The sequence below is a fragment of the Chloroflexus sp. genome, assembly GCF_049970315.1.
GTDB lineage: Bacteria > Chloroflexota > Chloroflexia > Chloroflexales > Chloroflexaceae > Chloroflexus.
Map to the genome: position 1 here is coordinate 68,493 of NZ_JBMFNE010000014.1, position 24,279 is coordinate 92,771.

20 protein-coding genes and 1 pseudogene are annotated in these 24,279 nt (G+C 55.2%); 12 read left to right on the forward strand and 9 right to left on the reverse strand.

What is annotated here, in order from left to right; translation table 11 throughout:
* Positions 1-30: 30 nt before the first annotated feature.
* The 6 genes from ACP5OT_RS11090 to ACP5OT_RS11115 all read right to left on the reverse strand — a co-directional run bounded on the left by ACP5OT_RS11090 (position 31) and on the right by ACP5OT_RS11115 (position 7,534).
* The gene (locus ACP5OT_RS11090; protein WP_424675698.1) at positions 31-897 is read right to left on the reverse strand and encodes an ABC transporter permease; all 867 of its coding nucleotides are present in this window, start codon (positions 895-897) and stop codon (positions 31-33) included.
* Positions 894-1,763: an ABC transporter permease gene (locus ACP5OT_RS11095; protein WP_424675699.1), complete on the reverse strand. Its 870-nt coding sequence runs from the start codon at positions 1,761-1,763 to the stop codon at positions 894-896. The genes ACP5OT_RS11090 and ACP5OT_RS11095 overlap by 4 nt, the downstream gene beginning before the upstream one ends.
* 9 nt (positions 1,764-1,772) lie before the next feature.
* Positions 1,773-2,870, reverse strand: a complete 1,098-nt coding sequence (locus tag ACP5OT_RS11100; protein ID WP_424675700.1) for an ABC transporter ATP-binding protein — start codon at positions 2,868-2,870, stop codon at positions 1,773-1,775.
* 652 nt (positions 2,871-3,522) lie between these two features.
* Positions 3,523-4,704, reverse strand: coding sequence for a M24 family metallopeptidase (locus ACP5OT_RS11105; protein WP_424675701.1), 1,182 nt, complete (start codon positions 4,702-4,704; stop codon positions 3,523-3,525).
* A gap of 52 nt (positions 4,705-4,756) precedes the next feature.
* On the reverse strand, positions 4,757-5,026 hold the full coding sequence (locus ACP5OT_RS11110) for a hypothetical protein (RefSeq protein WP_287905811.1): 270 nt from the start codon (positions 5,024-5,026) through the stop codon (positions 4,757-4,759).
* Positions 5,027-5,185: 159 nt separating this feature from the next.
* A complete protein-coding gene (locus tag ACP5OT_RS11115; protein WP_428132142.1) occupies positions 5,186-7,534 on the reverse strand; it encodes a DNA translocase FtsK in 2,349 nt (782 codons plus the stop codon).
* A gap of 248 nt (positions 7,535-7,782) precedes the next feature.
* Here ACP5OT_RS11115 and greA point away from each other — a divergent pair, with 248 nt between their 5' ends.
* The 6 genes from greA (at position 7,783) to ACP5OT_RS11145 (ending at position 12,876) form a co-directional block, all read left to right on the forward strand.
* A complete protein-coding gene (gene greA, locus ACP5OT_RS11120) occupies positions 7,783-8,256 on the forward strand; it encodes a transcription elongation factor GreA (RefSeq protein ID WP_287905809.1) in 474 nt (157 codons plus the stop codon).
* 163 nt (positions 8,257-8,419) lie between these two features.
* Entirely contained in the window at positions 8,420-9,901 is a 1,482-nt protein-coding gene (lysS, locus tag ACP5OT_RS11125) for a lysine--tRNA ligase (RefSeq protein WP_424675703.1), read from the forward strand.
* A gap of 60 nt (positions 9,902-9,961) precedes the next feature.
* Positions 9,962-10,177, forward strand: coding sequence for a hypothetical protein (locus ACP5OT_RS11130; RefSeq protein ID WP_015941091.1), 216 nt, complete (start codon positions 9,962-9,964; stop codon positions 10,175-10,177).
* A gap of 4 nt (positions 10,178-10,181) precedes the next feature.
* Positions 10,182-10,622, forward strand: coding sequence for a type II toxin-antitoxin system death-on-curing family toxin (locus ACP5OT_RS11135; protein ID WP_428132144.1), 441 nt, complete (start codon positions 10,182-10,184; stop codon positions 10,620-10,622).
* Positions 10,619-11,584, forward strand: a complete 966-nt coding sequence (locus ACP5OT_RS11140; RefSeq protein WP_424675705.1) for an NAD-dependent epimerase/dehydratase family protein — start codon at positions 10,619-10,621, stop codon at positions 11,582-11,584. Before ACP5OT_RS11135 ends, ACP5OT_RS11140 begins: the two co-directional genes overlap by 4 nt.
* A complete protein-coding gene (locus ACP5OT_RS11145) occupies positions 11,584-12,876 on the forward strand; it encodes a lysophospholipid acyltransferase family protein (RefSeq protein WP_424675706.1) in 1,293 nt (430 codons plus the stop codon). The genes ACP5OT_RS11140 and ACP5OT_RS11145 overlap by 1 nt, the downstream gene beginning before the upstream one ends.
* Positions 12,877-12,892: 16 nt before the next feature.
* On the opposite strand, the gene ACP5OT_RS11150 is transcribed toward ACP5OT_RS11145, so the two are convergent.
* Positions 12,893-13,636 (reverse strand): response regulator, encoded by a 744-nt coding sequence (locus ACP5OT_RS11150; protein WP_424675707.1) that lies wholly within the window; start codon positions 13,634-13,636, stop codon positions 12,893-12,895.
* Positions 13,618-14,355, reverse strand: coding sequence for a Maf family protein (locus ACP5OT_RS11155; RefSeq protein WP_424675708.1), 738 nt, complete (start codon positions 14,353-14,355; stop codon positions 13,618-13,620). The genes ACP5OT_RS11150 and ACP5OT_RS11155 overlap by 19 nt, the downstream gene beginning before the upstream one ends.
* 477 nt (positions 14,356-14,832) lie before the next feature.
* On the opposite strand from ACP5OT_RS11155, the gene ACP5OT_RS11160 reads away from it, so the two are divergent.
* From ACP5OT_RS11160 to ACP5OT_RS11185, 6 genes are all read left to right on the forward strand, one after another.
* On the forward strand, positions 14,833-16,770 hold the full coding sequence (locus tag ACP5OT_RS11160) for an ABC transporter substrate-binding protein (RefSeq protein ID WP_428132147.1): 1,938 nt from the start codon (positions 14,833-14,835) through the stop codon (positions 16,768-16,770).
* A gap of 150 nt (positions 16,771-16,920) precedes the next feature.
* Entirely contained in the window at positions 16,921-18,114 is a 1,194-nt protein-coding gene (locus ACP5OT_RS11165; RefSeq protein WP_015941099.1) for an ABC transporter permease, read from the forward strand.
* A gap of 97 nt (positions 18,115-18,211) precedes the next feature.
* Positions 18,212-19,204 (forward strand): ABC transporter permease, encoded by a 993-nt coding sequence (locus tag ACP5OT_RS11170; RefSeq protein ID WP_287905801.1) that lies wholly within the window; start codon positions 18,212-18,214, stop codon positions 19,202-19,204.
* A gap of 34 nt (positions 19,205-19,238) precedes the next feature.
* Entirely contained in the window at positions 19,239-20,255 is a 1,017-nt protein-coding gene (locus tag ACP5OT_RS11175) for an ABC transporter ATP-binding protein (RefSeq protein ID WP_428112050.1), read from the forward strand.
* Between the two features lie 48 nt (positions 20,256-20,303).
* The gene (locus ACP5OT_RS11180; protein ID WP_428132150.1) at positions 20,304-21,302 is read left to right on the forward strand and encodes an ABC transporter ATP-binding protein; all 999 of its coding nucleotides are present in this window, start codon (positions 20,304-20,306) and stop codon (positions 21,300-21,302) included.
* 150 nt (positions 21,303-21,452) lie between these two features.
* Positions 21,453-22,679, forward strand: coding sequence for a metallophosphoesterase family protein (locus ACP5OT_RS11185; protein ID WP_428112044.1), 1,227 nt, complete (start codon positions 21,453-21,455; stop codon positions 22,677-22,679).
* A gap of 165 nt (positions 22,680-22,844) precedes the next feature.
* On the opposite strand, the pseudogene ACP5OT_RS11190 reads toward ACP5OT_RS11185, so the two are convergent.
* A pseudogene (locus tag ACP5OT_RS11190) lies at positions 22,845-24,231 on the reverse strand (IS66 family transposase).
* Between the last annotated feature and the right edge of the window lie 48 nt (positions 24,232-24,279).

Genomic DNA, 24,279 nt, shown 5'->3' on the forward strand with positions numbered 1-24,279 from the left:
CTTTTCCTCCCTTCCTATCGTAAACCTATCTCAGCGCCGTCGCTGTAGTAGCTGCGAGAGCGCAACCAGGGTCATCGACAAGAGAAGCATTAACGTTGAAATGGCGTTTATTTCAGGGGTAACTGCCCGGCGCACACGGTTATATACTTCGACCGGTAGTAAAGAGGTACCAGGACCGGACAAAAACAGTGAAATGATGAAATCATCGAGTGAAAGCGTAAACGCGAGTAATGCCCCACCGGCAATACCGGGTAAGATCAGTGGAAAGGTGATCCGCCAGAAGATGTTCCAGCTATTTGCACCGAGATCGGCAGCCGCTTCTTCAAGACGGCGGTCGAAGTTTTTCAGACTGGTGCGTACAACGACCACCACGAACGAGATACTGAACGCAATATGACCGATAGTAACGGTCGTAAGATTACGGCGCAGCGTCTCTCCGGTCAGCCATTTGATCACATCGAACACAATTGCCGAAAAGGCGAGCAGAGCTACCGCCATCACGATTTCAGGTACAACGATTGGGAGATAGATCAGTCCTTCCATCGCATTACGCCCGCGAAAGCGATAGCGCTCCATTGCTATCGCCAGAAGCGTGCCGATAACCGTTGACACAAGGGTAGAGACACTCGCCACCACGAGCGTATTCCAAGCCGCCCCCATCATACGGGGGTTATTGAAGAGGCGGATGTACCAATCGAGAGTAAACCCGGTCCAACGTACCCCAAACTCGTCGCGCGTAAACGAGAAGAGCACGAGAATGGCGATCGGTGCGTAGAGAAACAGGTACACGAGTACCGAAAAGAGAGTTAATCCCAACCCGCTCCACGTCAACTGCCCGGCAACAAAGACCTTGCGGCTCCGCGTTGCCGTTGTCGTAGCAGGCGCTGTTTTGATCATCGCTCTTCCTCCGTCGTTACGCGGAAGTACATCATGATCAGCACCAGCAAGACTAACATCATCAGTACCGCCAGCGCTGAACCGAGTGGCCAGTTGATCGGATTTGCGCGCAAGAAGAAGCGTTGAATCAAGTTGCCGAGATAGTCGACTTTCGCCCCTCCTAATAGTTCGGAGACGACAAACTGGCCCAGCGTCGGAATGAACACCAACACTGAGCCAGCCACGACTCCCGGCATTGTCATCGGTAACATCACGCGGAGAAACGCTTGTACCCTATTCGCGCCTAGATCGGCTGCTGCTTCCATTAACGTGAAGTCGAACCGATCTATTGCTGCATACAGCGGCAGGACCATAAACGGTAACTCACCATAAATCAGACCGATCAACGTAGCCCCTTCCGTATTGAGGAGAGTCAGCCGGCCTACCCCGATCAATTCGAGTATACTATTGATAATGCCGTTGTTCGATAGAATGATCTGCCAGGCGTAAATGCGCACCAAAAAGTTCGTCCAAAACGGGATCAAGATCAGCATTAACAGCGGCATGCGCCATTGTTGTGGGCTACGGGCAATGAAGACGGCAAGCGGATAGCCGATCAGGAGACAGATCACCGTCGTCAGCACACTCGTCCAGATCGAACGCCAATATGCGTTGATGTACAAACTCTGGGTAAAGATGGTAATGTAGTTGTCGAGCGTTGGTTGGTAAACGACTCGCCCCAGTGCATCGTTGGTCATAAAGCTGTAGACAACGATGATCACCAACGGTAAGGCAAAAAAGAGCAACAGCCAAAGAAAACCGGGGCTGAGGAGCAATGCTAACCGCAGACGATCACGGCGCTGTTGTTGTTGGTGCAGTGTTGCCATTGACCCTCCTCAGTCGCTGAGGACTAGTGCATTATCAGGCGGACAGATGATCACTGCTGCTTCCCCGGGTTGCCAATACTCATTACGGTCGACGGTGGAGCGTGTATTCTGCTCCCATACGTCAATGGTGCGTCGGTCGTTAAGACGCACAGTGATGCGGGTATCGCTCCCGATGTAGTTGACCGTCAACACCGTTCCTGCTAAACCATCAGGTGGTAATTCGCCGTTAGGCGCCATGAGTCGGATCTTTTCGGGCCTGATGGAGTAGGTTACCGTCGTACCGTTACTCAGGGGGTTGATGGCTACACCGCGAAACCGTAATCCATCTGGTGTCTCGAGCACGGTATATGCACCGTCCCGCCCGATGACTACGCCATCGATAAAGTTCGTCTCACCGATAAAATCGGCGACAAAGCGGCAGTTGGGCCGTTCGTAGATTTCAGTTGGTGTTCCTACTTGTAAAATCTTCCCCTTATTCATGACCGCAATCCGATCAGACATGATCAAGGCCTCTTCCTGATCGTGGGTCACGAACACGAACGTAATCCCAACGCGGGCTTGGAGGCTTTTCAATTCATACTGCATCTCTTTCCGCAGTTTTTGGTCGAGCGCACCGAGTGGCTCATCGAGTAAGAGCACTTCAGGATGGTTGACCAGCGCACGGGCTAACGCTACCCGCTGCTGTTGCCCGCCGGAGAGTTGCCGTGGCCGACGATGTTCAAGACCGCTGAGTCGCACCAGTTCGAGCGCTTCCTTGACCCGTACTGCAATCTCAGCCTTGGGTGTCTTCCGCATCTCAAGACCGAAGGCAATGTTTTGGGCGACGGTTAGATGGGGAAAGAGAGCGTATGACTGAAAAACGGTGTTCACCGGGCGAAGATGAGGTGGGGTTAATCCCATCTCGCGCCCGTGAATTACAATGCTGCCGGAAGTTGGCAGTTCAAAGCCCGCAATCATGCGCAGGGTTGATGTTTTGCCACATCCGCTTGGTCCCAACAACGAAAAGAACTCGCCGTCACGGATCTGTAGATTCACGTGATCGACCGCAACCACGTCTCCAAATCGCTTGACGACATCGCGGAGTTCAATTGCGATCGAGTCGCTCACCTGAACACACCTCCCAAATACGTTGATGAACAGTGATAAGTGACGAAGAGCGAGGTGTTATCGATACATTCACCTCGCTTCGCAGTGTTGCCCCGCCAAAAATAAGATACCGGCATCGTGGCCCGCTAGCATCACGCTGTGCGTTGATATGGCAGTAGTATACCATAATCTATCAGCGGAATCTTGTGGCATGTTACACAAACAATGTAATGTCATCACCTCAATGGTACCACGTACCGGCCTCGCGTCGCACCGGGATCTAACCGATCATCGTTCGCAAACACTGCGGGTAATTCGCCGATCTATTTGTAGTTGTTACCGGAGCACCAAAACCATTCTCACGAAAGAGGAATGCAGTGAGATGAGCGGCATCGGCATGTAACGAGGAACAGTTCCGCAGCGAGCAGGTCTGTTTCACTCACGCGGTATGAATCGATGGCGGCGCCGTCACGAATGCGTACTCCATCTCCGGTAAACTATTCATCCCTGCCAGCTCTCTGTGATCAGAGCTGGTAGGATTTTATCATCATCTGGTGAATAAGGGCAGATCACATGCGCGAAAGGCCGCGTACCCTGTCAGTCTATCTGTCCACGCCTGCGGGACATCAGCGACTCGGTCTCAGCAATATCATCGTTGACCCAACTACACACCTCACCGGATCAACCACAACTCCTCTTGTGGCGGACCGATCCACTCGCAACCGTCCGGTGTTACTAGAATCTCTTCTTCAAGCGAAATATAGCCGTAGCGTGTGCGCACGCCAAGCTCGAGCGTCAAGATCATCCCTGAATCAATGGTGCCATACGGCTTATCACCGTAGCGCTCCCAGCGAGGGTAGAAGCCCACACCACCGTCATGCACGGCTCGTCCAACCTGATGACCGAGAGCGTGAGGGTATTCCGGGTAGCCGGCAGCCGTAATCGTCTGGCGCGCAACGGCATCGATCTCCCAACCGACAACGCCGGGTCGGATGGCCGCTGCCGCTGCTCGAATAGCAGCCTTCACCGCATTGAATGCATGCTGGGCTTCCGCAGGTGGTTCGTCCTCACCGGGGCGTAAGCAATACCAGACCCGCTGATGGTCTGAGCAGTAGCCGTCGATCTGCACGCCAAAATCCATGTGGAAGATTTCACCGGGGCGCATGATTTCGTCTGATGGACCGGTATGACCCCACGGCGAATTGGGACCGGCGTTCAGACCAGGGCAGTGAGTGGGATCCCACGCTGTAGTCGCACCGGCAGCCGCAGTTTGCGCGTGCACAAAGGCGGCTACCTCGCGTTCACTCACCCCAGGGCGCAGAAAATCACCTACTGCGGTAAAAATGCGCATGCTCAACTCGGCGGCGGCTCGCATCCGCGCCACCTCTTGTGGCGTCTTACGGCTGCGCAGCGCCGCTACAAAATGCTCCGCCGAAACGAGACGGTCACGATACGGTGTACCATCAAGGTAATCGCATAGGTTAAGGTACATACCGTAGGTCAATCCGTCGGCACTGACATCACTCCGGCTAATATTGATCCCAATCCGTTTGGGGTCGAGACGTTGCAACAATCTGACCAGCTCAGGGCCAATACTCTGCGTGTATGGCTGCACTTCATCGAATAGGCCGGTACAGCGCACTGCATCATCATCGCCCAGACCGGTCAGGGCAAAGGCGTGCCCATCACGTGTCACGGCAATGGCCGTCGGCCACGTCAAGGAAAAATGACCAAGCAGTTTTAACGCCGGGTCGGTGTGCTCTGACGTTTCGCGGACGAAGATCAGCCAGAGATCAAGGTCGTGTGCGGCGAGCAATTCGCCGGCTTGGTGCAGTTTTTCGCGAAAGAGATCCATTTGTGGTGCTCCGTATCGATATTCTGATGAAGGTTAACGCTGTATTGCACGGTTACCGCCACAAGCTATTCCATAGGTCCTGTAGCGTCGTCTGCACACCGGCGATTGTCTGCCGGATCGGGTCGGGCGAGAGGCGCGCATCGAGACGGGTGCGGGCATCTTCGATCACCTCATGGAGCATCCGATGGGCCTCTTCGGCGTGGAGTCGGGTGAGCAATTCGGCGTAAGCATCAAGCAATTGCTCGCGATCGGCTTTAGGTGTCTCGGCCAGCAGATTCGCCAATAGTTGGCGCGCACGAGTATAAAAATCTTCGATCGCCATTACCGCTTCCTCCTGGTGGTGTTGGTGTGTGGTGAGATGGTATCCTGTGTTGCCGATGATCATCGATCAGACGCCACGGCTCACCGAATCGTTGCGCTTTGCGCGACAGAAACGAGAAAAGCGCAACCTACTGCTACCGACGACCTGCGTAAATACGGCTCAGCCGTTCTCTCTTATCGAGGAGAGACCGTCGTGGCGCAAAACCTCACGTGAACGACTCCCATCGGCAGGACCAACATACCCCTGCTGTTCAAGCAGATCGATCAACTGTTGCGCTTTGGAATACCCAATCCGTAAGCGTCGTTGCAAGAGCGAAGCTGAAGCACGCTGGTGTTGTGAGACCAACGCAATCGCTTGTGGTAATAGTTCATCTTGTTCGGCAGGTGAGAGGAACTCTGCCGGAGGTTGGAAGCCCTCGCCCCCGGCCGTTGGCTGGCTTGTGCCACCGGTATGCTGCTCACCAGATGTCGATTCGGTCGGTGGCGATGCGTTACGCCAGAACTCAACGATCCGTTCGACCTCATGATCGGCCACATAGGTGCCCTGAATGCGGATCAGCTTTGCCGAATCGGCGGCCATATACAGCATATCACCCCGCCCTAACAGATGTTCGGCGCCCGGTACGTCGAGAATCACGCGACTATCAACTTGTGATGTGACGGCAAAAGCGATGCGTGAGGGGAAGTTGGCCTTGATCAGACCGGTAATGACATCCACCGAGGGGCGTTGCGTGGCGATGATCAGATGGATTCCGGTGGCACGAGCCATCTGCGCCAAGCGGCAGATGTAGGTCTCGACTTCATCGGCGGCCATCATCATCAAATCGGCCAGCTCATCAATGACTATTACGATATAGGGCATCGGCTCAAGATCGGCCCGTTTGCGCATCAGTTGTCGGTAGCTGTCAATATTGCGACACCCATTGCGTGCAAACACTTTATAGCGCCGTTCCATCTCACGGGTTGCCCATTTGAGGGTCGGTACAACTCGCTCGACCTCGGTGACCACCGGCGAAAGGAGGTGGGGAATATGATTGTAGACAATCATCTCGACCATCTTCGGGTCGATCAAGATCAGCTTCAGCTCATCAGGAGTGTGTTTCAGGAGTAGCCCGCAGAGGAAGGCATTAATTGCTACCGATTTACCTGAACCGGTTGCCCCGGCCACCAGCAAGTGCGGCATTTTGGTCAGATCGGCAATGATCGGGGTGCCACTCACATCCTTGCCGAGCGGTAACTTGAGCCGCCCGCGATGGAGTTCGTACTCTTCACTATCGAGCACTTCACGCAGCGTGACCATCGCGATGGCGCTGTTGGGAATCTCGATCCCGACTACATTCTTCCCTGGAATCGGTGCCTCGATCCGGATCGATTGCGCGGCGAGTGCCAGCGCCAGGTCGCGTTCGAGGGTCATGATTTTGGCTACTTTCACCCCAACTGCCGGCTGCAATTCAAACTGCGTTACTGCCGGTCCGGTATTGACACCGACGACCCGTGCCTCGACTTTAAAGCTTGCCAGTGTCTCTTCGATCACGCGCGCTTTCAACCGACGTTCTTCATCGGTGATCCCCCCCTCTATCGTTCGCTCGAGGAGCAGATCAAGCGATGGCAGGGGCCATGCCCGGCGTACCGGCGAAATCTCAAAGCCGTCGAGTGGTTCTTGTACGATCTCTTGAGTCGGTTCGGGCTTCGTTGGTGTGAGGGGTTTGGCCGGTTCGGGCGGTTTGGTTGATGGTGGTGGTAACTCAGGTGTAGGTCGTTGGAAAAGACTGGCCCGAGTTGGGCGAGCGGCGATGGGGGTTGGGATAATATCATCAATTTCCCCTTGCGGCGGTGGGGCAAACACCAGATCGGAGATCGAGCGTCGGGTTGAGGTTGTCGGTGGTGGTGTGCGACGTGGTGCGCTCCACATGAACTGCCAGAGCGCTATCGTCCGCTCAACCATACCTACAGTCAGCTCGCGCACGGTGAGGTTGAAGGTGAGCAATACACCGACAAAGCCTAGGGCCAGGATCACAACCACTGCCGCGATCTGCCCGATAGCTATGTACAGTGTCTCGCACAGCCAATAGCCGATCCAACCACCACCCTCGTTCAACCGGTCACCGATGGCAATGTTGTGTACCGGTACTTCGAGCAAGCCAAGTATAGCAAGAAGTATCAGTAGAGTACCGAGGACGTTTGCCCCACTCAGACTGGCATCGCTCAACTGCTCTTGCCAGAGAATAGCGATCCCGATCAGCACGAGGGTGAGCGGGATAAAGAAGATCCCTGCGCCAAACAGCGAGCGAACACCATTAAGATATAGATCGCCGATCCGACCTGACTCGCCGGTCACGACGAAGATGATCGTGATCGCAGCGATCAGAATCAACCCCAGCGCAAATAGCTCTCGCTGATGTTCGGGTCGCAACGAGATAGCCCAGCTCGTCTTCGCGCTCCTCTTGCGGCTGCGACTGCCGTTGGATCGCCGCTTACTTTCTGATTTATTCCCGCTGCGTGAGGCCATGGTTCACCGGCTATCTACCAGTAGATATGTGGCATGATTATAGCATATTTGTGCGAGCAAGGGTGATCGCGGTTATCACCATCTTTACAAATCGCCTTCGAGCCCATATAATTGTGGCTAGGAGCAACAGAGTCGGCAACGACTTAGCTCCTTACTCTAACTGAGAGAATCGCTCTCAGTTATTCTTTTTATATTGAGAAATTCCCAGCCGCTCGTTTGCGCGGCATGGGCAGCGTAGAGGCAGTAGGATGACAGAGAAGCCGACATACCTGACTCGTGAAGGCCGCGCCCGCCTTGAAGCCGAGCTTGAGCACCTTATGACGGTGGAGCGCAAGCAAATCGCCGAGCGGATTGCTGCGGCGAAAGAATTGGGCGACATTTCTGAGAGCGGTGAATACGAAGACGCTAAAAAGGCCCAAGCGTTGCTCGAAGGCCGAATCCGTGAGCTGAAGCACCTGCTCTCACGCGCTGAAATTATTGATGAAGATCAGGCAAGTACAGGCGAAGTACGCATCGGCTCTTCGGTAACGGTACGCTTTGAAGATGATGGTTCAGAAGAGACGTGGACAATCGTCGGCAGCGCCGAGGCTAATCCCCGTCAAGGTCGTATCTCAAATGAATCGCCGATTGGCGCTGCTCTGCTGGGCAAACGGGCCCGCAATAAGGTCACGGTGCATACTCCCTCTGGGGTGATGAAGTTGACAATCCTTAAAGTGCGTTAGGGCTCGTGTGCGCAACGTCATCGAGGTAAACAAGGGGCGGTTTTCGCCCCTTTCTGTTTGGTTGTGTCCCCTTTTTCGGCAGTGTTGCTTTTTCCGTTATAATGAAAGCAACTACACCGGCACGATAGGAATATGCCGGTACAAGCAATGCAAGATGTTGGTTATGGAATTAAACGACCTACAAGCCCAACGCGCTGCCAAACTCGAACAATTGCGCGCTGCCGGTCTCGATCCATACCCCCCACGTTGCCGGCGTAGCCATACTATCGGTCAGGTACTCGCTGCGTTTGATGAACTTGCCGCTGGTGAAGCCGTCGTAACCCTCGCCGGGCGGATTATCGGCGCGCGCCGCGTGATGGGTAAAATTGCGTTTGCCCATATCGAAGACGGTACCGGTGAAATTCAGCTCTGGCTGAGCCGAGCCGATCTCGGTGATGAGTGGTTTGAGCGCTTTCGCGACCAGATCGATACGTTCGATATTGTCCAAGCAACCGGTACCCTCCGTCGCACCAAGACCGGTGAGCGTTCGTTATTCGTGCGCGAGATGGCCGTGTTGGCTAAGGCGATTAATCCGCCACCGGAAAAGTGGGCCGGTCTGCAAGATGTTGAAGAGCGCCATCGTCAACGTTACCTCGACCTGATCGTCAACCGCGAGCGACGCGATATTTTTCGTGCCCGTGCGCAGGTGATTAGCACGATGCGGCGCGTGCTTGACGATCGTGGCTTTCTTGAGGTCGAGACGCCGGTTTTGCAACCGATCTACGGTGGTGCTGCTGCGCGTCCGTTTATTACGTACCATAATGCACTTGGTCAGAATCTCTATCTCCGGATCGCCACGGAACTCTACCTCAAGCGGTTGATCGTCGGTGGTTTTCCCGGCGTGTATGAGATCGGTAAAAACTTTCGTAACGAAGGTGTTGATCGATCCCACAACCCTGAGTTTACGATGATGGAGTGTTATCAGGCGTATGCCGATTATCACGCTATGATGACCCTCGTCGAAGAGATGGTGGGTGAGATTTGTCTCGCCGTTCACGGCACGACAACGGTTAGCTACCAGGGACGCGAACTTGATGTTCGCCCGCCATGGCCACGGATCGCAATGGCTGATGCGATTGTTGAGCATACTGGTATCGATATTACCCGGCATACCGATCTGGATTCGTTGCATGCCGCGATTGCCGATCGTGGTCTGCGGGTTGATCGAAAAACGTCATGGGCTAAACAGGTTGATGAACTCTTCTCGGAGTTTGTTCAGCCCCATCTTTTCCGGCCTACGTTTATCATCGATTATCCGGTGGCAATGTCGCCGCTGGCTAAGCGGATTCCCGGTCGGCCCGATTTCGCCGAACGCTTCGAGGCGTTTATCGCTGGAATGGAGATCGGGAATGCATTTACCGAGCTTAACGATCCCTTTGATCAGGAAGAGCGTTTCCGTGAACAGTTACGGGCGTTTGCGGCCGGTGATGAAGAAGCACATCAGATGGACGAAGATTTTATCAATGCACTACGCTATGGGATGCCACCAACCGGTGGTCTTGGTATCGGGATCGATCGATTGGTGATGGTTCTCACCGACCAAGCATCCATCCGTGAAGTGATCCTCTTCCCGCATCTACGGGAACGGTTGGAAGGACGGGGATAACCCCACGCTGGTTTGCAATCTATGCGGTGCTGGCAAACCGTACCCAGAAAGGAGGCACCTATGCCCCGCTCGTTTACGGTCGAGCGTGAGAGTTTGCCGGCGGTTGTGCAACGCTGGATCGAGGCAATTGGTCTTGGGAATGAAGAGGTGATCGAGTTAGTCTTTACCGAGCGTGAATTGTTGATCCGCCGGCCGATGAGTCCTCATCTACGCGCATGGGCCGAAACGATGTGCGATCAGTACGACCGGGCGTTTCGTCAGATCATTGGGATTTGAGCCTATGGTTCCGGTAGAGTGCTGGCGTATGTTGGACGAAGATGCAACTCCGATCACCTACCTTTCGCCTGATGAACTGCTCGATTTGCACACATTCGTGATCGAGCGCTACGGTGGTTTGTTCGGTATCAAAAGCCAAGATCGCTTGCAAATGGCACTGCAAGCACCACGCCAGATTCTCTTCGGTTCAGAACTGTATCCCGATCTGTGCAGTAAGGCGGCTGTGCTTACCTTCATGATTGTCAAGCACCATCCGTTTAATTTTGCCAATGAGGCAACGGCGTTTTTCGCGTTGTTACGGTTCCTCGCTATTAATGGCGCCAGTTTACGGCCTGAAGTTGGCCCAGATGAAATTGAGTGGGTCTTTCGTGCCTTAAGCCATGGTGATATGGATCGAGAAGAGCTTGAGCGCTGGCTGCGCGAGAATGTGGAAATGGTGTCATGACACGGGTGTTGATTAACGGCGCGACCGGGGCGTTGAGTGTGCGGTCGGCCCAGTTGCTAAGCCAAACCCACGAGGTGATCGTGCTCGGTACACAACCTCCGCCTGGGCCGATTGGCCGCGCCGATTGGCTGGTTGCGCACCTTGATCGCCAGCAGTGGATTGAATTGTTGCGCGCCGAACAGATCGAAACGGTGATCCATTTCGATCTGCTCGGTTTTGATAGACCGTTACCCGATCACGAGACGACCGTCCAGCACAATGTCATCAGAACGATGCAGTTGCTTGGTGCCTGCCGAGCAGCCGGCGTTCGCCATATTGTTGTGCGTAGTCATGGCTGGATCTACGGGGCGAGTCCGCTGAATCCGTTGTTCATTACCGAAGATCGTCCGATCACGATCCAACATCGTCACGGCGTGTTGCGCACGTTGGGCGAAATAGAGCAGGTTGTTGCCGATTTTGCTGCACATCATCCCCACATAACGGTGACACTACTGCGTTATGTGCCATTACTCCTACACGACACGCCCCTCATGCGGTATCTCAATGCACCTTCACCGCCAATGCTGTTTGGATTTGACCCGATGATCCAGTTGCTGCACGTTGATGATGCTGCTCGTGCTGTGCTCGCGGTAGTTGATCGACCGACCGGCGGTGCGTTTAATATTGCTCCTGAACAGCCGATGCCGCTCAGTCAAGTCATTCGTCGGCTCGGTAAGCAGCCGTCATCGGTGGTCGGGCCATTGTTTGACAACCAACCGCCGACTGGATGGCCGTTCGATACCGATTTCTTGCGTTACCGCTGTACTATCGATCCCCAGCGCGCCTGTCGCTTATTAGGCTGGTCGGTGCAGTACGAAATGGTTACTGCCCTCGATTCGCTTATGCCGCGCTCACCGGAAGCGGAGCGGGCAGCAGCCGCGCAGGCACTGAAGGAGTTTTTACAGCGCAGGAGGCGTACGTAATGAATGAAGATTATCAGGAGTCGGCTTTTGCGGAATCAGAGGTGCGTCGCCCTCGTCGACGTGGGCGGACTAAAGCAGTTCCAGTAGAGATTGAATCAGAAGTACCTGCACCTGCGGTTGCTTCACCCGATCATACGGCAAGCGTTGAAGAGGCTGCCGATTATCGAGAAGCGACCGATCCGCCGTCGGCGGTATCGGTTGAGTGGGAATCGCCGCAACCATCAGGCTCAACTGCCGAACAACTCTTCGAGGTCGAAATCGACATTCGTCAACACAGCGAGCAACAAACCGGTCCGCAAGCTGCATTGGGTAATTTTGCCGCCGGCGTAGTGCGCCTCATCGGCGAAAATCTGCAACGTATGACCGCAGCGCAAATCGAGCGCGTGAATAGCATGTTGCAAGATGTCGATCTGCGTGATTATCTTGATCCCGATTTCTGGCGTGGAATTGGAATGGTCTTGCGTTACCAGATCGATGAACAGGTGCAATTTATTCAACGCCGATTGCGCGGTGATTACACGACCGATCCGTTCGGCATGGATCGCGATATTATCGAAGTGGCGCGCCCCTTCCTTACCTTTATGTACCGCACTTGGTGGCGCGTAACCACGACGGGTCTAGAGCATGTGCCGTCTGAAGGTCGTGCGTTACTGGTGGCAAATCATAGCGGAGTACTACCGTGGGATGGGGCGATGATCGCTACCGCAGTGGCTAATGACCATCCGGCCCAAAATGAGCGGATCGTTCGCTCACTCCATCTCCACTGGTTCACCACATTACCGGTGATTGCACCGACACTCGCTGCTTTAGGGCAGGTTCCGGGTATTCCCGAAAATGCCATTCGCCTCCTCGAACGTGATGAGCTGGTATGCGTTTTCCCGGAAGGTCTGAAAGGGGTAGGAAAGCTGTTTAAAGATCGTTACAAACTGGCTCGGTTTGGACGTGGTGGGTTTGTGCAAGCTGCCCTCCGCACTCAAGCACCGATTGTGCCGGTGGCCGTTGTCGGTGCCGAAGAGATCTATCCGATGTTGGCAAATGCGGAAGGGATCGCGAAACTATTCGGCTTTCCCTACTTTCCGTTGACACCCTTCTTTCCTTGGTTTGGGTTGCTTGGTGTTATTCCTTTACCGACACATTGGTATATTACGTTTTGTCCGCCGATTGATACCGGTGTGTACGGACCCGACGCCGCCGATGATCCGATTACTGTACTTGCCCTATCAGAGCAGGTACGCGAGACAATCCAAGCGACCATTAATCAGAAGCTAACCGAACGTCCATCAGTGTTTTAGTTAGAATGAGAGGCGTTCATTCCTCAGCTGAACCCGGCTGAATCTCTTGTGGTGTCTCGATCCAACCACGCCGAAGGGCAAAAATAACGGCTTGGGTCCGGTCGTTCAGTGACAATTTGCGCAAGATCGACGAAATGTGGTTTTTCACCGTTTGAGTGCTGATGCCGAGGGCATCGGCAATTTCTTTGTTACTACTACCGGCGGCAATCCGCTCAAGGACCTCAATCTCGCGTTCACTGAGCGGGGTAAAAATCGGCATGCCAAGCTCGCCGGACAGCGTTTGTACTTCAGGTAAGCTGCGGAACTGCGAAAGGATACGACCGGCAATGCGCGGTTCCTCCAGCAGTACATCGTTGATTACGTACTCGCCACGTGCGACCCGACGAATGATGTCGGCCAGTGCTGCCGGTTTAATGTCTTTTGAGCGATACGCGGCTGCTCCCGCACGTAGTGCATTGAACGCCGCCTCGTCATTTTCGTGCATGCTGAGCATAACAACTGCAATACTCGCATATTGCCGGCGAATCTGACGGGTCAGTTCGAGACCGCTCATACCGGGTAAGTTCAGATCAACCAATACCACATTCGGTTCGAGGCTCGGATCGACTTGAGCTAACCAGCGTAATGCTTCTTCACCGTTGGCAGTTTCGCCCACGATCTGAATAGCCGGTTCGTACGAAAGCGCCCAGCGCACGCCTTGTCGAAAGAGCGGATGGTCATCGACGATCAACAGTTTCGCAACTACGGTTGAGTTGGCCATGGCGCCGGTTCCTTTCCCTGACTGCACAACCATGTCGCATATGCCTGTATCGGATCAACGGGTGGGGTAATGCCGGCAGTTCGGAGCAAACGGGCTACCGCCAGGAGGGGGAATCCTACGACATTCGTGTAGCTCCCTTCGATAGATGCGATCAGAGCTGCACCACCACTCTGCAAGCCATATCCCCCCGCCTTATCAAGCGACTCACCCAAGGCGACATACGCAGCGATCTCCTCATCGCTCAGCGAACGGAATCGTACTCGGCTGGCAACCAGATCGAACAATGCTCGCCGTCTCTCATAGACGATTCCATCAACACCAAATGTGAGCGGCATAAGCAAACATAACCCGGTGAGTACCGTATGTGTTCGCCCGGCCAAGCGGCGGATCATCGCACGGGCATGGTCTTCATCATGAGGCTTACCAAGCACCATACCATCGATAACAACTTCGGTATCGGCAGCCAACACCATCGCATCTGGGTGCTGGCGACTAATATCGTCTGCCTTTCGCCAGGCGACCAGCGTAGGGTGATCATCTGCCGGCAGGTCAACCGGTAGCGGAGGAAGGTGTTCGCGCAAGTTGGGCAGAGGTGGTGGCGGATGATCCTCAGCCGTACTCGCTACCCACGTGTAGCCAACACCTAGACGTGCCAGCAATTCACGTCGGCGCGGTGAGGCTGAAGCCAAGATAAGCTGCGGTGCCTGTGCCGAAACCATAGCATTCCTGCTGTCGCTTGCCAGTGCCCCGATCATAACATGGCTAGCTATGGCGCGCAAGCATAGTAAAAACGTAGATACATAATCTCGAAGTCACCGGAAGATGTCTTGCATTCATTTGTGAATGGTGCACAAGCATAGTAAGATGTAGATACATATATTCTGCAAATTTGTTGCCGTGGTTGACAGTCGCAGAAACAACCGTTATAATCCCGCCTAACGATGTACAGTCTTCGTCACCAATGCTCGCGATTGTCGCCGCACCTCGCCTCATGCTACACGTTCGTCCACAAAAAAGGGCTAGTGTTCTAGCTCGGTAGTGCATCTTTGTAGTTGGGCATCTATGGCATGCAGGATCTGGAAAGGGGGTGATGCGGCGAACTTAGAACGCAATGGAGCGGCCAATCGGCAGAGCAATAGCACAAGACTGGAAACCGTTGGTTTCGTTGCCCTCAGTGTCAAGGAGGACAAAGACAGATGGCTAGCTTTACCAAACGGATCATAGCCGTTGCGACGACAATGGCAATGATCATTCCTATGTTGGCGGCTTGTGGTGGTGGTGCTGCTCAACCCCAGGTTATCCGTGAGACGGTGGTCGTCGTGCAGACGGCCGAGCCGGTGCGCGAGACGGTCGTTGTCACCGAAGAGGTGAAGGCCGAGCAATACACCACCCCGCACCCGATTTTGAGTGATGTGCGAGTACGGCAGGCGATTGCGTATTGCACCAACCGCCCTGAACTGATTCAGTCGGTGTATCCCTATCTCACCCCTGAGCAGCAAGAGAACTTGTTGATGGATACCTTCCTGCCGAAAACGCACTGGGCGGCGGCGAAGGAGAACATCACCGTTTACCCGTTTGATCCCGAAAAGGGTAAGGCGCTACTTGAGGAGGCCGGCTGGAAGTTGCCGGAAGGTGCTTCGGTGCGAGTGAACGCGAATGGTGAGCCGTTGTCGTTGAGCTTCACCACTACGAACGCTCAGTTCCGCCAGACATGGTCGGCGGTCTTCATCCGCCAGATGGCAGCGTGTGGTATCCAGATTATCCCGACTTACGCCCCAGCTTCGTGGTGGTTCGGGAGCAGCACCGGTCTGCGCCGTCGTGACTTTGAGTTGGGTGCCTTCGCCTTGTCTGGTCAGGCCGACCCCGGTGGTCAGACACTCTATGCCTGTAACCAGATCCCGCTACCTTCCAACAACTGGGAGGGCCAGAACTACATGGGCTGGTGCAACGAGCGGGCTAGCCGCGCGATCATTGCTGCGAACAACACCCTCGACCGGGCCGAGCGCATCCGCCAGTATGCGATCGTGCAGGAAGAGTTCACCAAGGATATGGTGAGCTTGCCCCTCTTCAACCGTCTCGAGACGTATGCTGCTACCAACCGGCTGAAGAACTTTAAGCCTAATCCGACCGAGTACTACACGGCTAACGCCGATGAGTGGGAACTGACCGATAACGGTGACACAATTGTGCTGGGCTTAACCCAAGAGCCGCAGACGATGTGGAGCCTAATCGAGAGCGCAGCGGTACAGCGCGTTGCGGTCAACCTGCTGGGCGTTCCGGCAACAACCACTTATGACTACGACTACCAGCCGGTGGGTCTTGATGGCCTCTCGACTATCGAGAGTGGTCGAGCGACCAATGCCGATGTCGAGGTCAAAGAAGGTGATATTGTTTGGAACACTGATGGCGAGGCTGTACCGCTGGCTCCTGGTGTCGAGATCGTCACCGCTGATGGTGAGACCATCACCTATCAGAGTGGCACGGTCAAGATGAAGCAACTGACCGTCACCGATAAGTGGATCTCGGGCATTAAATGGGAAGACGGTGAGCCGCTGAAGAAGGCCGACTTCGAGCTGGCCTACAAGATCAACTGCGATCCGGATTCGGGTGCGACCTCGCTGACATACTGCAACTCGATTAAGAGCATTGATTTCAAGAGTGACACCGAGTATACGGTTACCTTCCACCCTGGTGTCCAGTGGCCGATCTACTTTGCCGGTGCCGGTTTGGGTGCCTATCCGTCGCACCAGGTGTTGAGTGATGGTCGCAAGCTAGCCGATGTGCCGGCTGCCGAGTGGCAGAATTTGCCGGAGATCATCGAGCGCCCGCTCAGCAATGGCCCCTACATCCTGAAGGAGTGGGTGAAGGGCCAGAGCATGACCTTTGAGGCCAACCCCAACTACTATAAGGGTGAGGTAAAGATCAAGCGGGTGATTATCAAGTTCATCGCCGATACCAATCAAGCGGTAGCCCAGTTATTGACCGGTGAAGTTGACGTGCTGGGTAGTGAGACGTTGGGCGCCGGCGCCGAAGTGCAAACCGTGATTGAAGCTGGCAACCGTGGTGAGATCCAGGCCTTCGTGGTCGCCAGCCCGACGTGGGAGAACATCAGTATGAACCTCTTCACCAAGTAAGTGGTTCTACCTACTTAGTGGCACGGCGGTGGGCAAATCTTTGCTCATCGCCGCGCTTGCTTCACGTGTAGCATTGATAGACGTAATACCTGTGGTTAGCCTCTCGCGTTGCACCGCGATTGGTCTTTCCCCACCCTTGAGGAGTGTCCTATGGCAGGTTATCTTGCCCGCCGTTTCGTACAAATGCTGCTCGTGGCACTGATCGCAGCAATTTGTTCGTATGGTTTGTTGTACCTGGTTCCCGGTGGGCCGATTGATCAGCTACTGGCCGAACGTCAAAATGCCGGGCAAAATCGTATTTCTGAAGATGATATTCGCCGTGTCCGCGAACGGTTTGAATTGGATATCTATTTGCCGTTTCGCTTTACCCGCTGGTTGATCGGTTGGCCGGCCGGGCCACTCCCTGGTGGGATCGGAGCCGATTGGCAGGTGGGCTGTGCGGTGCCCGGCCAGGTGCGCCTCCGCTACCCCGATGGGCGGATCGAGGTGGTGGAAGAGGGTTGCGAAGTTCCCGTGACAATGGCCGATCTCGAAGGCCGGAAGGTGAGTCGTGGTATTGTCTTTGGTGATTTTGGTATCTCACAGGTGATGCTGCGTGGCCGACCGGTGATCGATTTGATTATGACCCGCTTGCCGTATACCCTATATCTCATGGGGACGTCGATCTTACTTTCGATCCTCATCGCGGTACCGGTCGGCGTTTATTCGGCAGTAAAACAGTATTCGCGCTTTGACTACATTATGACAACCGTCGCCTTTATCGGTGCATCACTGCCGAGCTTTGTCTTCGGTATTTTTGCGATTTTGCTCTTCTCGGTGTTGGCGAAGAATGCCGGTTTGCCGTATTTGCCCCCCGGTGATGCAGTAGGAGTACGCGATTATACGATCCCGCTGATCGGGACAGTGCAGGCCGGTTCGTTGCTCGACCGTTTCTTGCGGTTCTTGATGCCGTGTGGCGTGTTGACATTCATCAATATTGCCGGTTGGAGCCGCTTTGTGCGCGGTAGTATGCTCGAGGTCTTGAGTCTTGATTATGTGCGCACTGCTCGCGCAAAGGGTGTAGCCGAGCGGGTAGTTATCTTGAAGCACGCCCTGCGCAATTCACTTATTCCGTTTGTGACTCTACTGGCCGGGATTTTGGTGGCCCTCTTTAGTGGGGCGTTGATTACCGAGACTGTCTTCAATTGGCCAGGTATCGGTCGTTTGTTTATTGATGCCCTCGGTCGTAACGATTATAATGTGGTGATGGCTTTGCTGATTATCAACGTGGTGCTGTTATTGATCGGCATTCTGATCACCGATATTCTGTATACGGTGGTTGACCCACGGATTCGCTTGACGTAATGTACCTATGCTGCATACTCGATGAAAGTACGGTATCATATAGATTACTGCCGGCAATGAGGCCGGGATAGGTTCATCAACACGAGGAGAGTATTGAATGGCCACCAGCACAACTGCTGTGCCGCTTGAAGAAGTCGCCCCCCGACGTTCGGAAGGGCAGTGGGCGATTGTCTTGCGGCGCTTTCGCCGTCATCGGCTGGCAATGTTTTGTGTCGGTCTCTTGGCAGCGCTGCTCTTGCTTTCAGCCGCAGCCCCGCTGATCGCACCTTACGAACGCGATACCCCTAATCTTACCGGTCGTTTCCTCACACCAATGGGCGTTGATGCCGATGGCGGTCTGCATATTCTCGGTACCGATCATCTTGGCCGTGATTACGCGACACGCCTGCTGTACGCTTCACGGGTGTCACTGGGAACTGCATTTACGGCGACGTTTATCGCGTCGACAATTGGTATTTTGCTTGGTATGCTGGCCGGATATTTCGGCGGCTGGGTTGATACTATCATTAGCCGCACCCTTGAGATCGTGGCGACCTTCCCGACGTTACTGCTCTTGCTGATTTTATCGGCGATTTTGGTGCAAAATATCAATGCAGTGCCATTACCCGACTGGGGGGCTTCATTGTTGGCCTTTCTGTTTGCTGTTTCCGAGCGTGAAGCCAGGATTATTTTTGCCGTGATTTTGGTGTTGGCATTTTTTGGTTGGACGGGAACGGCCCGTCTGATGCGGGGGATGGTGCTTTCGGTGCGCGAGAATGTCTATATCGAGTCGGCTCGTGCCCTCGGCGCAAGCAATGCGCGCATTCTCTTCCGCCATGTGTTTCCTAACGCATTGCCACCGATGATCGTCGATTTTACCCTCGGTGTAAATGGAACGTTGGTGGCCGAGTCGGCGCTGAGTTTTCTCGGCTTCGGCATCCAAGACCCGACGCCAACGTGGGGTAATATGCTCGGCTATGCGCAGAGCTATATGTTTCAGTATCCGTGGATGCCGCTGATCCCGGCATTACCCATTCTTGTGGCCTCAATTGCGATTAACTATATCGGTGATGGTTTGCGTGATGCGCTCGATCCGCGGCAGCGCGGCTAACAGAGCGTAAGCGCTGAATATAGATGGAGTACCTGTGGCTACCGAGTCTCGTGTTGTAGCGGGCGCGGCGCGCCCAACCGGCCGACGTGGCATAGAACTGCTACGTGTGGAGGGTTTGAAGACCTATTTCTTTACCGAAGAGGGTGTGGTGCAGGCGGTCGATGGTGTCGATTTTGTCTTGCGCCGCGGCGAAACCCTCGGTATTGTCGGTGAGTCGGGATCAGGCAAGAGTGTAACCTCACTCTCGATTATGCGGTTGGTGAGTCCGCCCGGACGGATCGTCGAAGGAAAGATTATTTTCGATGGGATCGATCTGCTGACGCTTGAGCCGGAAGAGATGCGGAAGTTGCGCGGTGATCGGATTGCTATGATCTTTCAGCAACCGACGACAGCGCTGAATCCGGTCTTCCGCATCGGCGATCAGATTATCGAGACGCTGGAAATACATCAGGGCCTGAAAGGCGAAGAGGCGCAAAAGCGCTGTGTCGAACTCCTTTCGATGGTTGGCTTGCCCGATCCACAGCGGCGGATGCGTCAGTATCCGCATGAATTGTCCGGGGGTCAGTGCCAACGGGTGATGATCGCGATGGCATTGGCCTGTAACCCTGAATTGTTGATTGCCGATGAGCCGACAACGGCGCTCGATGTGACTATTCAAGCCCAGATCCTCGACCTCATGCGTGAGTTGCGTGAGAAGATCGAGACGGCTATTATGTTGATCACTCACGATATGGGGGTGATTGCCGAAATGGCCGATAGTGTGGTGGTGATGTACGCCGGCCAGGTAGTCGAGTATGCCGATGTGCAGTCCCTATTTAGCGATCCGAAGCATCCGTATACTCGTGGCTTGCTGAATTCGATGCCGGTGCTCGGTGATGAACGTGAGGAACTCGAGGTAATTCCCGGGACGGTGCCGAGCCTGATCAATCCCCCGAAGGGTTGTCGCTTTGCGTCACGGTGTAGCAAGCGCTTCGAGAAGTGTGACCAGCCACCACCAATGATCGAGCTGGGATCGAATCGACGGGTGCGCTGTTGGTTGTATGCAGATTGAGACAATGGCGCGCAGACGCTAAAGCTTTTGATACATGGAGTGAGGGCAATGACTACTCCGGTGGTGCAACCGGCGAACGATACGTTACTTGAGGTACGTCATCTCAAGAAATACTTCCCCATTAAGGGTGGTTTTTTGCGGCGCACAATCGCTGAAGTGCGGGCCGTTGATGATGTGAGCTTTACCGTTAAACGTGGTGAGACGCTCGGTTTGGTCGGTGAGAGTGGTTGTGGTAAAACAACGACCGGCCGTACTGTGCTGCGTCTCGAGCGGGCAACGTCTGGCGAGGTAGTCTTTGAGGGGCAAGATGTGATACGGGCGAGTGGCCGGCAGATGAAGGCACTGCGCCGCGATATGCAGATCATTTTCCAAGACCCTTATGCTTCGCTCGATCCCCGCATTACGATTGGTGAGAGTGTCGCCGAAGGTTTGGTGATCCACGGCATTGGGACACCGGCCGAACGGCGTGAACGGGTGCGTGAAGTGTTGGCGAAGGTTGGCTTGAGCGCTTCACACATGACCCGTTTTCCCCATGAGTTTTCCGGCGGTCAGCGCCAGCGTATCGGAATTGCGCGAGCGCTGATTATGGAGCCAAAACTGATCGTCTGCGATGAGCCGGTCTCGGCACTTGATGTGTCGATCCAGTCGCAAGTGCTCAATTTGCTACGCTCGCTCCAGCGTGAGTTTGGTCTGACTTACCTGTTCATTGCGCATAATCTCGCAGTAGTCGAGCATATCTCGGATCGGGTTGGGGTGATGTATTTGGGGAAGATGGTTGAGCTGACGACGAGCGTTGAACTGTTTCGTGAGCCGCTCCATCCCTATACGAAAGCGTTGATTTCGGCCATTCCCCATCCGAACCCGTTTGTGAAGCGCGAACGGATCGTCTTGCAAGGTGATGTGCCGAGTCCGATCAATCCACCAAGCGGTTGTCGCTTCCATCCGCGTTGCTGGATTGCCAAGAGCATCTGTAAAGAGCAGGAACCGGCGTTTGAGGAGAAGCGCAAAGGGCATTGGGTGGCATGTCATTTCGCCGGTCAGTTCTGATCTGGTTACCACGCTCGTGGTTATTGCCACGATGGCCGACTCTCCATTGTCCAAAGTAACACCCAGTGGACAAGGGGGCGACGCACGACGTCGCCCTTTACGTTGCGTGTGGTGCGCTGATGTTGCCACTGCCCGCAAGAGAGGATATGCATGATCCGCATGTTACACCTTGCCGACTTGCATCTCGGGATCGAAAATTATGGTGCGCCCGATCCGCGCCGCGGCTTGCATTCCCGTCTGATTGATTATCTTGACCGACTTGACGAGGCAATTACGGTTGGGCTTGATCATCAGATCGATCTTTGCCTGATTGCCGGTGATGTGTATAAAAACCGTTCACCTAACCCTACGGTGCAGCGCGAGTTTGCGACGCGCATCCGCCGTTTACGCGACGCCGGCGTAGCGGTGGTGATCCTTACCGGTAATCACGACATCTCACCGGCGCAAGGGCGCGCTCACTCAGTAGAGATTTTTGCCACATTGGCCCTCGAAGGGGTGACGGTGGCCGACCGCCTGCGTCGGTATCGGCTTCCCACGCGCAGTGGCGATCTGCAACTGATTGCAGTGCCGTGGGTGACGCGCCAAATGTTGCTCACCCGCGACGAAATGGTCGGTGTGTCATTCGCGACGATTGAATATGAATTACGTCGTCGATTGGAGCAGTTTATTGAACGGGCGGTGGCTGAGTGCGATGCAACGATACCGACGGTGGTCGCCTTTCATGGAACGGTCGAAGGTGCGCAATTGGGGTCTGAGCGGGCGATGATCTTGGGTCGTGATCTCAGCTTACCGCGTTCGGCCTTGGCTCTGCCCGGTGTCGATTATGTTGCCCTCGGCCACATTCATCGTCATCAGGTGCTTGGTGAACGGCCACCGGTTGTTTATCCCGGCAGCATCGAGCGGATCGATTTTGGTGAACGTGATGAGCCGAAAGGATGTGTGCTGGTTGAGCTGGAGCCGGGACAAACACGCTGGCAATTTGTGCAACTATCGGCACGCCCGTTCGTTAGTATCGAACGTGATCTGCGTCGAAGTAGCGATCCGGTGGGGGCGTTGCGTGCCGTCATCAATCGTCACGATCTGCGCGAAGCAGTGGTTCGCGTTGAAGTGCAACTGTCACGCGAACAGGCAACGTTGCTGCGTGAAGACCACGTGCGTGAATGGTTACGTGAGGCCGGTGCGGCAGTGATTGCGGCAATTGTGTTTGATATCGAACGTCCGGTTCGTCAGCGATTCGCCGGGGTTGCTGAAGCGTTGCGTGCCGGTCTTACACCACGACACGCGCTCGAACTCTATCTCAAGAGCAAGAATACGCCTCTAGAACGGATCGCACAATTGTTGGCTGCTGCGGATGAACTGATCGGCGGGGATACGTAGGTCTGGCGCACCGATGATGCTATGATCCGATGGCTCCTTATCGCTTAGAAGAGCAGTATTTTTTGCTGTGGTGATCGTAAGAATGTTCCCACGGACACAGCTTGTAACGAGCCACTGTAGTACGGATTGTATGATTAAATAGTTACAGATCAAAATCGTAACTGCCTACCCTCCTGCGAGTAGGGAGACTGCGTGATGGACAAAGAGGCTGCGCAGCGTCCCAAAGCCAGTACACCCCTGTTCGCGGCAGGTGGAAATCAGCGCTTGCCAGCGAGCATAGCCTCTTGCTCCCTGGTCCGTGCGAAAGCAACCGCTCACTTTCTGCTTGACCTTTGCCGGGCGCACGTCGCGTTCGGCCTGATTGTTGGTGAACGGCACGCCCTCCCCGCGTGAAGGCCAGAACGGCTTCCGCATGCTCGGTCAGACGGCGGAGCAGCTTCCGCCCCGGCGTGCTTGTCGGACCTCCTCTGCCCGTCTGGGGTTGAGGGGGTGGCGCTTCCTGCTTAGCCTGGCTCAGAATGTGCCGATCCCGTTGCTGTGCCGCTGTCGCCGCCTCCCCTGGCAAAGGGCGAGCCTGGTCATGGCGTTCCAACAGGCAGGTGTGCATGGCACCGGCCCACGACGACCCGTTGTCCACCAAGCCCGGCAATGCACGCAAAATGTGCGCATTGCCGGCCCCGTGTGGCGCTTGCGGGAACTTGTAATCCGCCGCCAGATGGTCATGAATGGCCCAGCCGGTGAACAAGGGCAAGATCGAAGACGCCCTGCGCAAGGCCTGGTCGCCGCGCTGCGCATGTACAACCAAATCGGGGGACTGGGCGTCGCTCGCCGTGTGCCACCATTGCAGTCGCCCACCAACCCGCAGGCCGATCTCGTCCAAATCAGCCACCGCAGCTTGCCACCGCTGCTCCTGCGGCGCCGCCACCGTCGCGTCGTTCAGTGCGTAGCCATACCGGTCGCTGAACCGACTGCCAATCTGGGCCAACGGCATCTTGTGAGCCACCGACAACTGCACGACCAATGCCCGCACCCCCGGCCCATACTGCACCTGGCTACCCACTGCGGCCGGAGAGGCTCCCAGCTGCTGCTGCCCACAGCATTCGTGCAGCCCCAGCCGATGCTCGGTCACTGCCAGCTTCGGCTCCGGAATGGCGAACACCTGGTGCCGGCTCACCACCGCGTGCCGTTCGTTCGGGGCACCCTCCCGCCCACCACCCTGACAGCGCTCTGACAAATGTACCCGCACCCGATCAGGCTGCGCCACCTGGCGCAGCGTCGCGCCGGTGTGCCCCAACTGGCCGCCCATCGCCCGCTGCTCGCCCTTGGGCAAGGCCGGCTGCACTCGCTTCTTTCGATACCCATCGCTGCTCGGCGGCTTGTGGCTGTTTCCGCTGTTCAGCTCCAGCTGACGCCGCAATTCGGCATTCGCGGCTTGCAAGCGGCTATTCTCCGCCTGCAGACAAGCATTCGCGGCTTGCAGGCAGGCAATTTCGGCTTCCAGCGAAGTCAATCGCTTGAGCAGGGCGTCGATTTCCAGCAGATTCTCGACCATGGCGATAGGTTAACTCATTTCCCGGAAAATGGGTAGGCAGTTACTCAA

Bases quoted from the DNA above. Each gene is read 5' to 3' on its own strand.
- ACP5OT_RS11090 (WP_424675698.1), bottom strand. From the start codon at position 897: ATGATCAAAACAGCGCCTGCTACGACAACGGCAACGCGGAGCCGCAAG.
- ACP5OT_RS11095 (WP_424675699.1), bottom strand. From the start codon at position 1,763: ATGGCAACACTGCACCAACAACAACAGCGCCGTGATCGTCTGCGGTTA.
- ACP5OT_RS11105 (WP_424675701.1), bottom strand. From the start codon at position 4,704: ATGGATCTCTTTCGCGAAAAACTGCACCAAGCCGGCGAATTGCTCGCC.
- ACP5OT_RS11110 (WP_287905811.1), bottom strand. From the start codon at position 5,026: ATGGCGATCGAAGATTTTTATACTCGTGCGCGCCAACTATTGGCGAAT.
- ACP5OT_RS11115 (WP_428132142.1), bottom strand. From the start codon at position 7,534: ATGGCCTCACGCAGCGGGAATAAATCAGAAAGTAAGCGGCGATCCAAC.
- greA (WP_287905809.1), top strand. From the start codon at position 7,783: ATGACAGAGAAGCCGACATACCTGACTCGTGAAGGCCGCGCCCGCCTT.
- lysS (WP_424675703.1), top strand. From the start codon at position 8,420: ATGGAATTAAACGACCTACAAGCCCAACGCGCTGCCAAACTCGAACAA.
- ACP5OT_RS11130 (WP_015941091.1), top strand. From the start codon at position 9,962: ATGCCCCGCTCGTTTACGGTCGAGCGTGAGAGTTTGCCGGCGGTTGTG.
- ACP5OT_RS11135 (WP_428132144.1), top strand. From the start codon at position 10,182: ATGGTTCCGGTAGAGTGCTGGCGTATGTTGGACGAAGATGCAACTCCG.
- ACP5OT_RS11140 (WP_424675705.1), top strand. From the start codon at position 10,619: ATGACACGGGTGTTGATTAACGGCGCGACCGGGGCGTTGAGTGTGCGG.
- ACP5OT_RS11145 (WP_424675706.1), top strand. From the start codon at position 11,584: ATGAATGAAGATTATCAGGAGTCGGCTTTTGCGGAATCAGAGGTGCGT.
- ACP5OT_RS11150 (WP_424675707.1), bottom strand. From the start codon at position 13,636: ATGGCCAACTCAACCGTAGTTGCGAAACTGTTGATCGTCGATGACCAT.
- ACP5OT_RS11155 (WP_424675708.1), bottom strand. From the start codon at position 14,355: ATGGTTTCGGCACAGGCACCGCAGCTTATCTTGGCTTCAGCCTCACCG.
- ACP5OT_RS11160 (WP_428132147.1), top strand. From the start codon at position 14,833: ATGGCTAGCTTTACCAAACGGATCATAGCCGTTGCGACGACAATGGCA.
- ACP5OT_RS11165 (WP_015941099.1), top strand. From the start codon at position 16,921: ATGGCAGGTTATCTTGCCCGCCGTTTCGTACAAATGCTGCTCGTGGCA.
- ACP5OT_RS11170 (WP_287905801.1), top strand. From the start codon at position 18,212: ATGGCCACCAGCACAACTGCTGTGCCGCTTGAAGAAGTCGCCCCCCGA.
- ACP5OT_RS11180 (WP_428132150.1), top strand. From the start codon at position 20,304: ATGACTACTCCGGTGGTGCAACCGGCGAACGATACGTTACTTGAGGTA.
- ACP5OT_RS11185 (WP_428112044.1), top strand. From the start codon at position 21,453: ATGATCCGCATGTTACACCTTGCCGACTTGCATCTCGGGATCGAAAAT.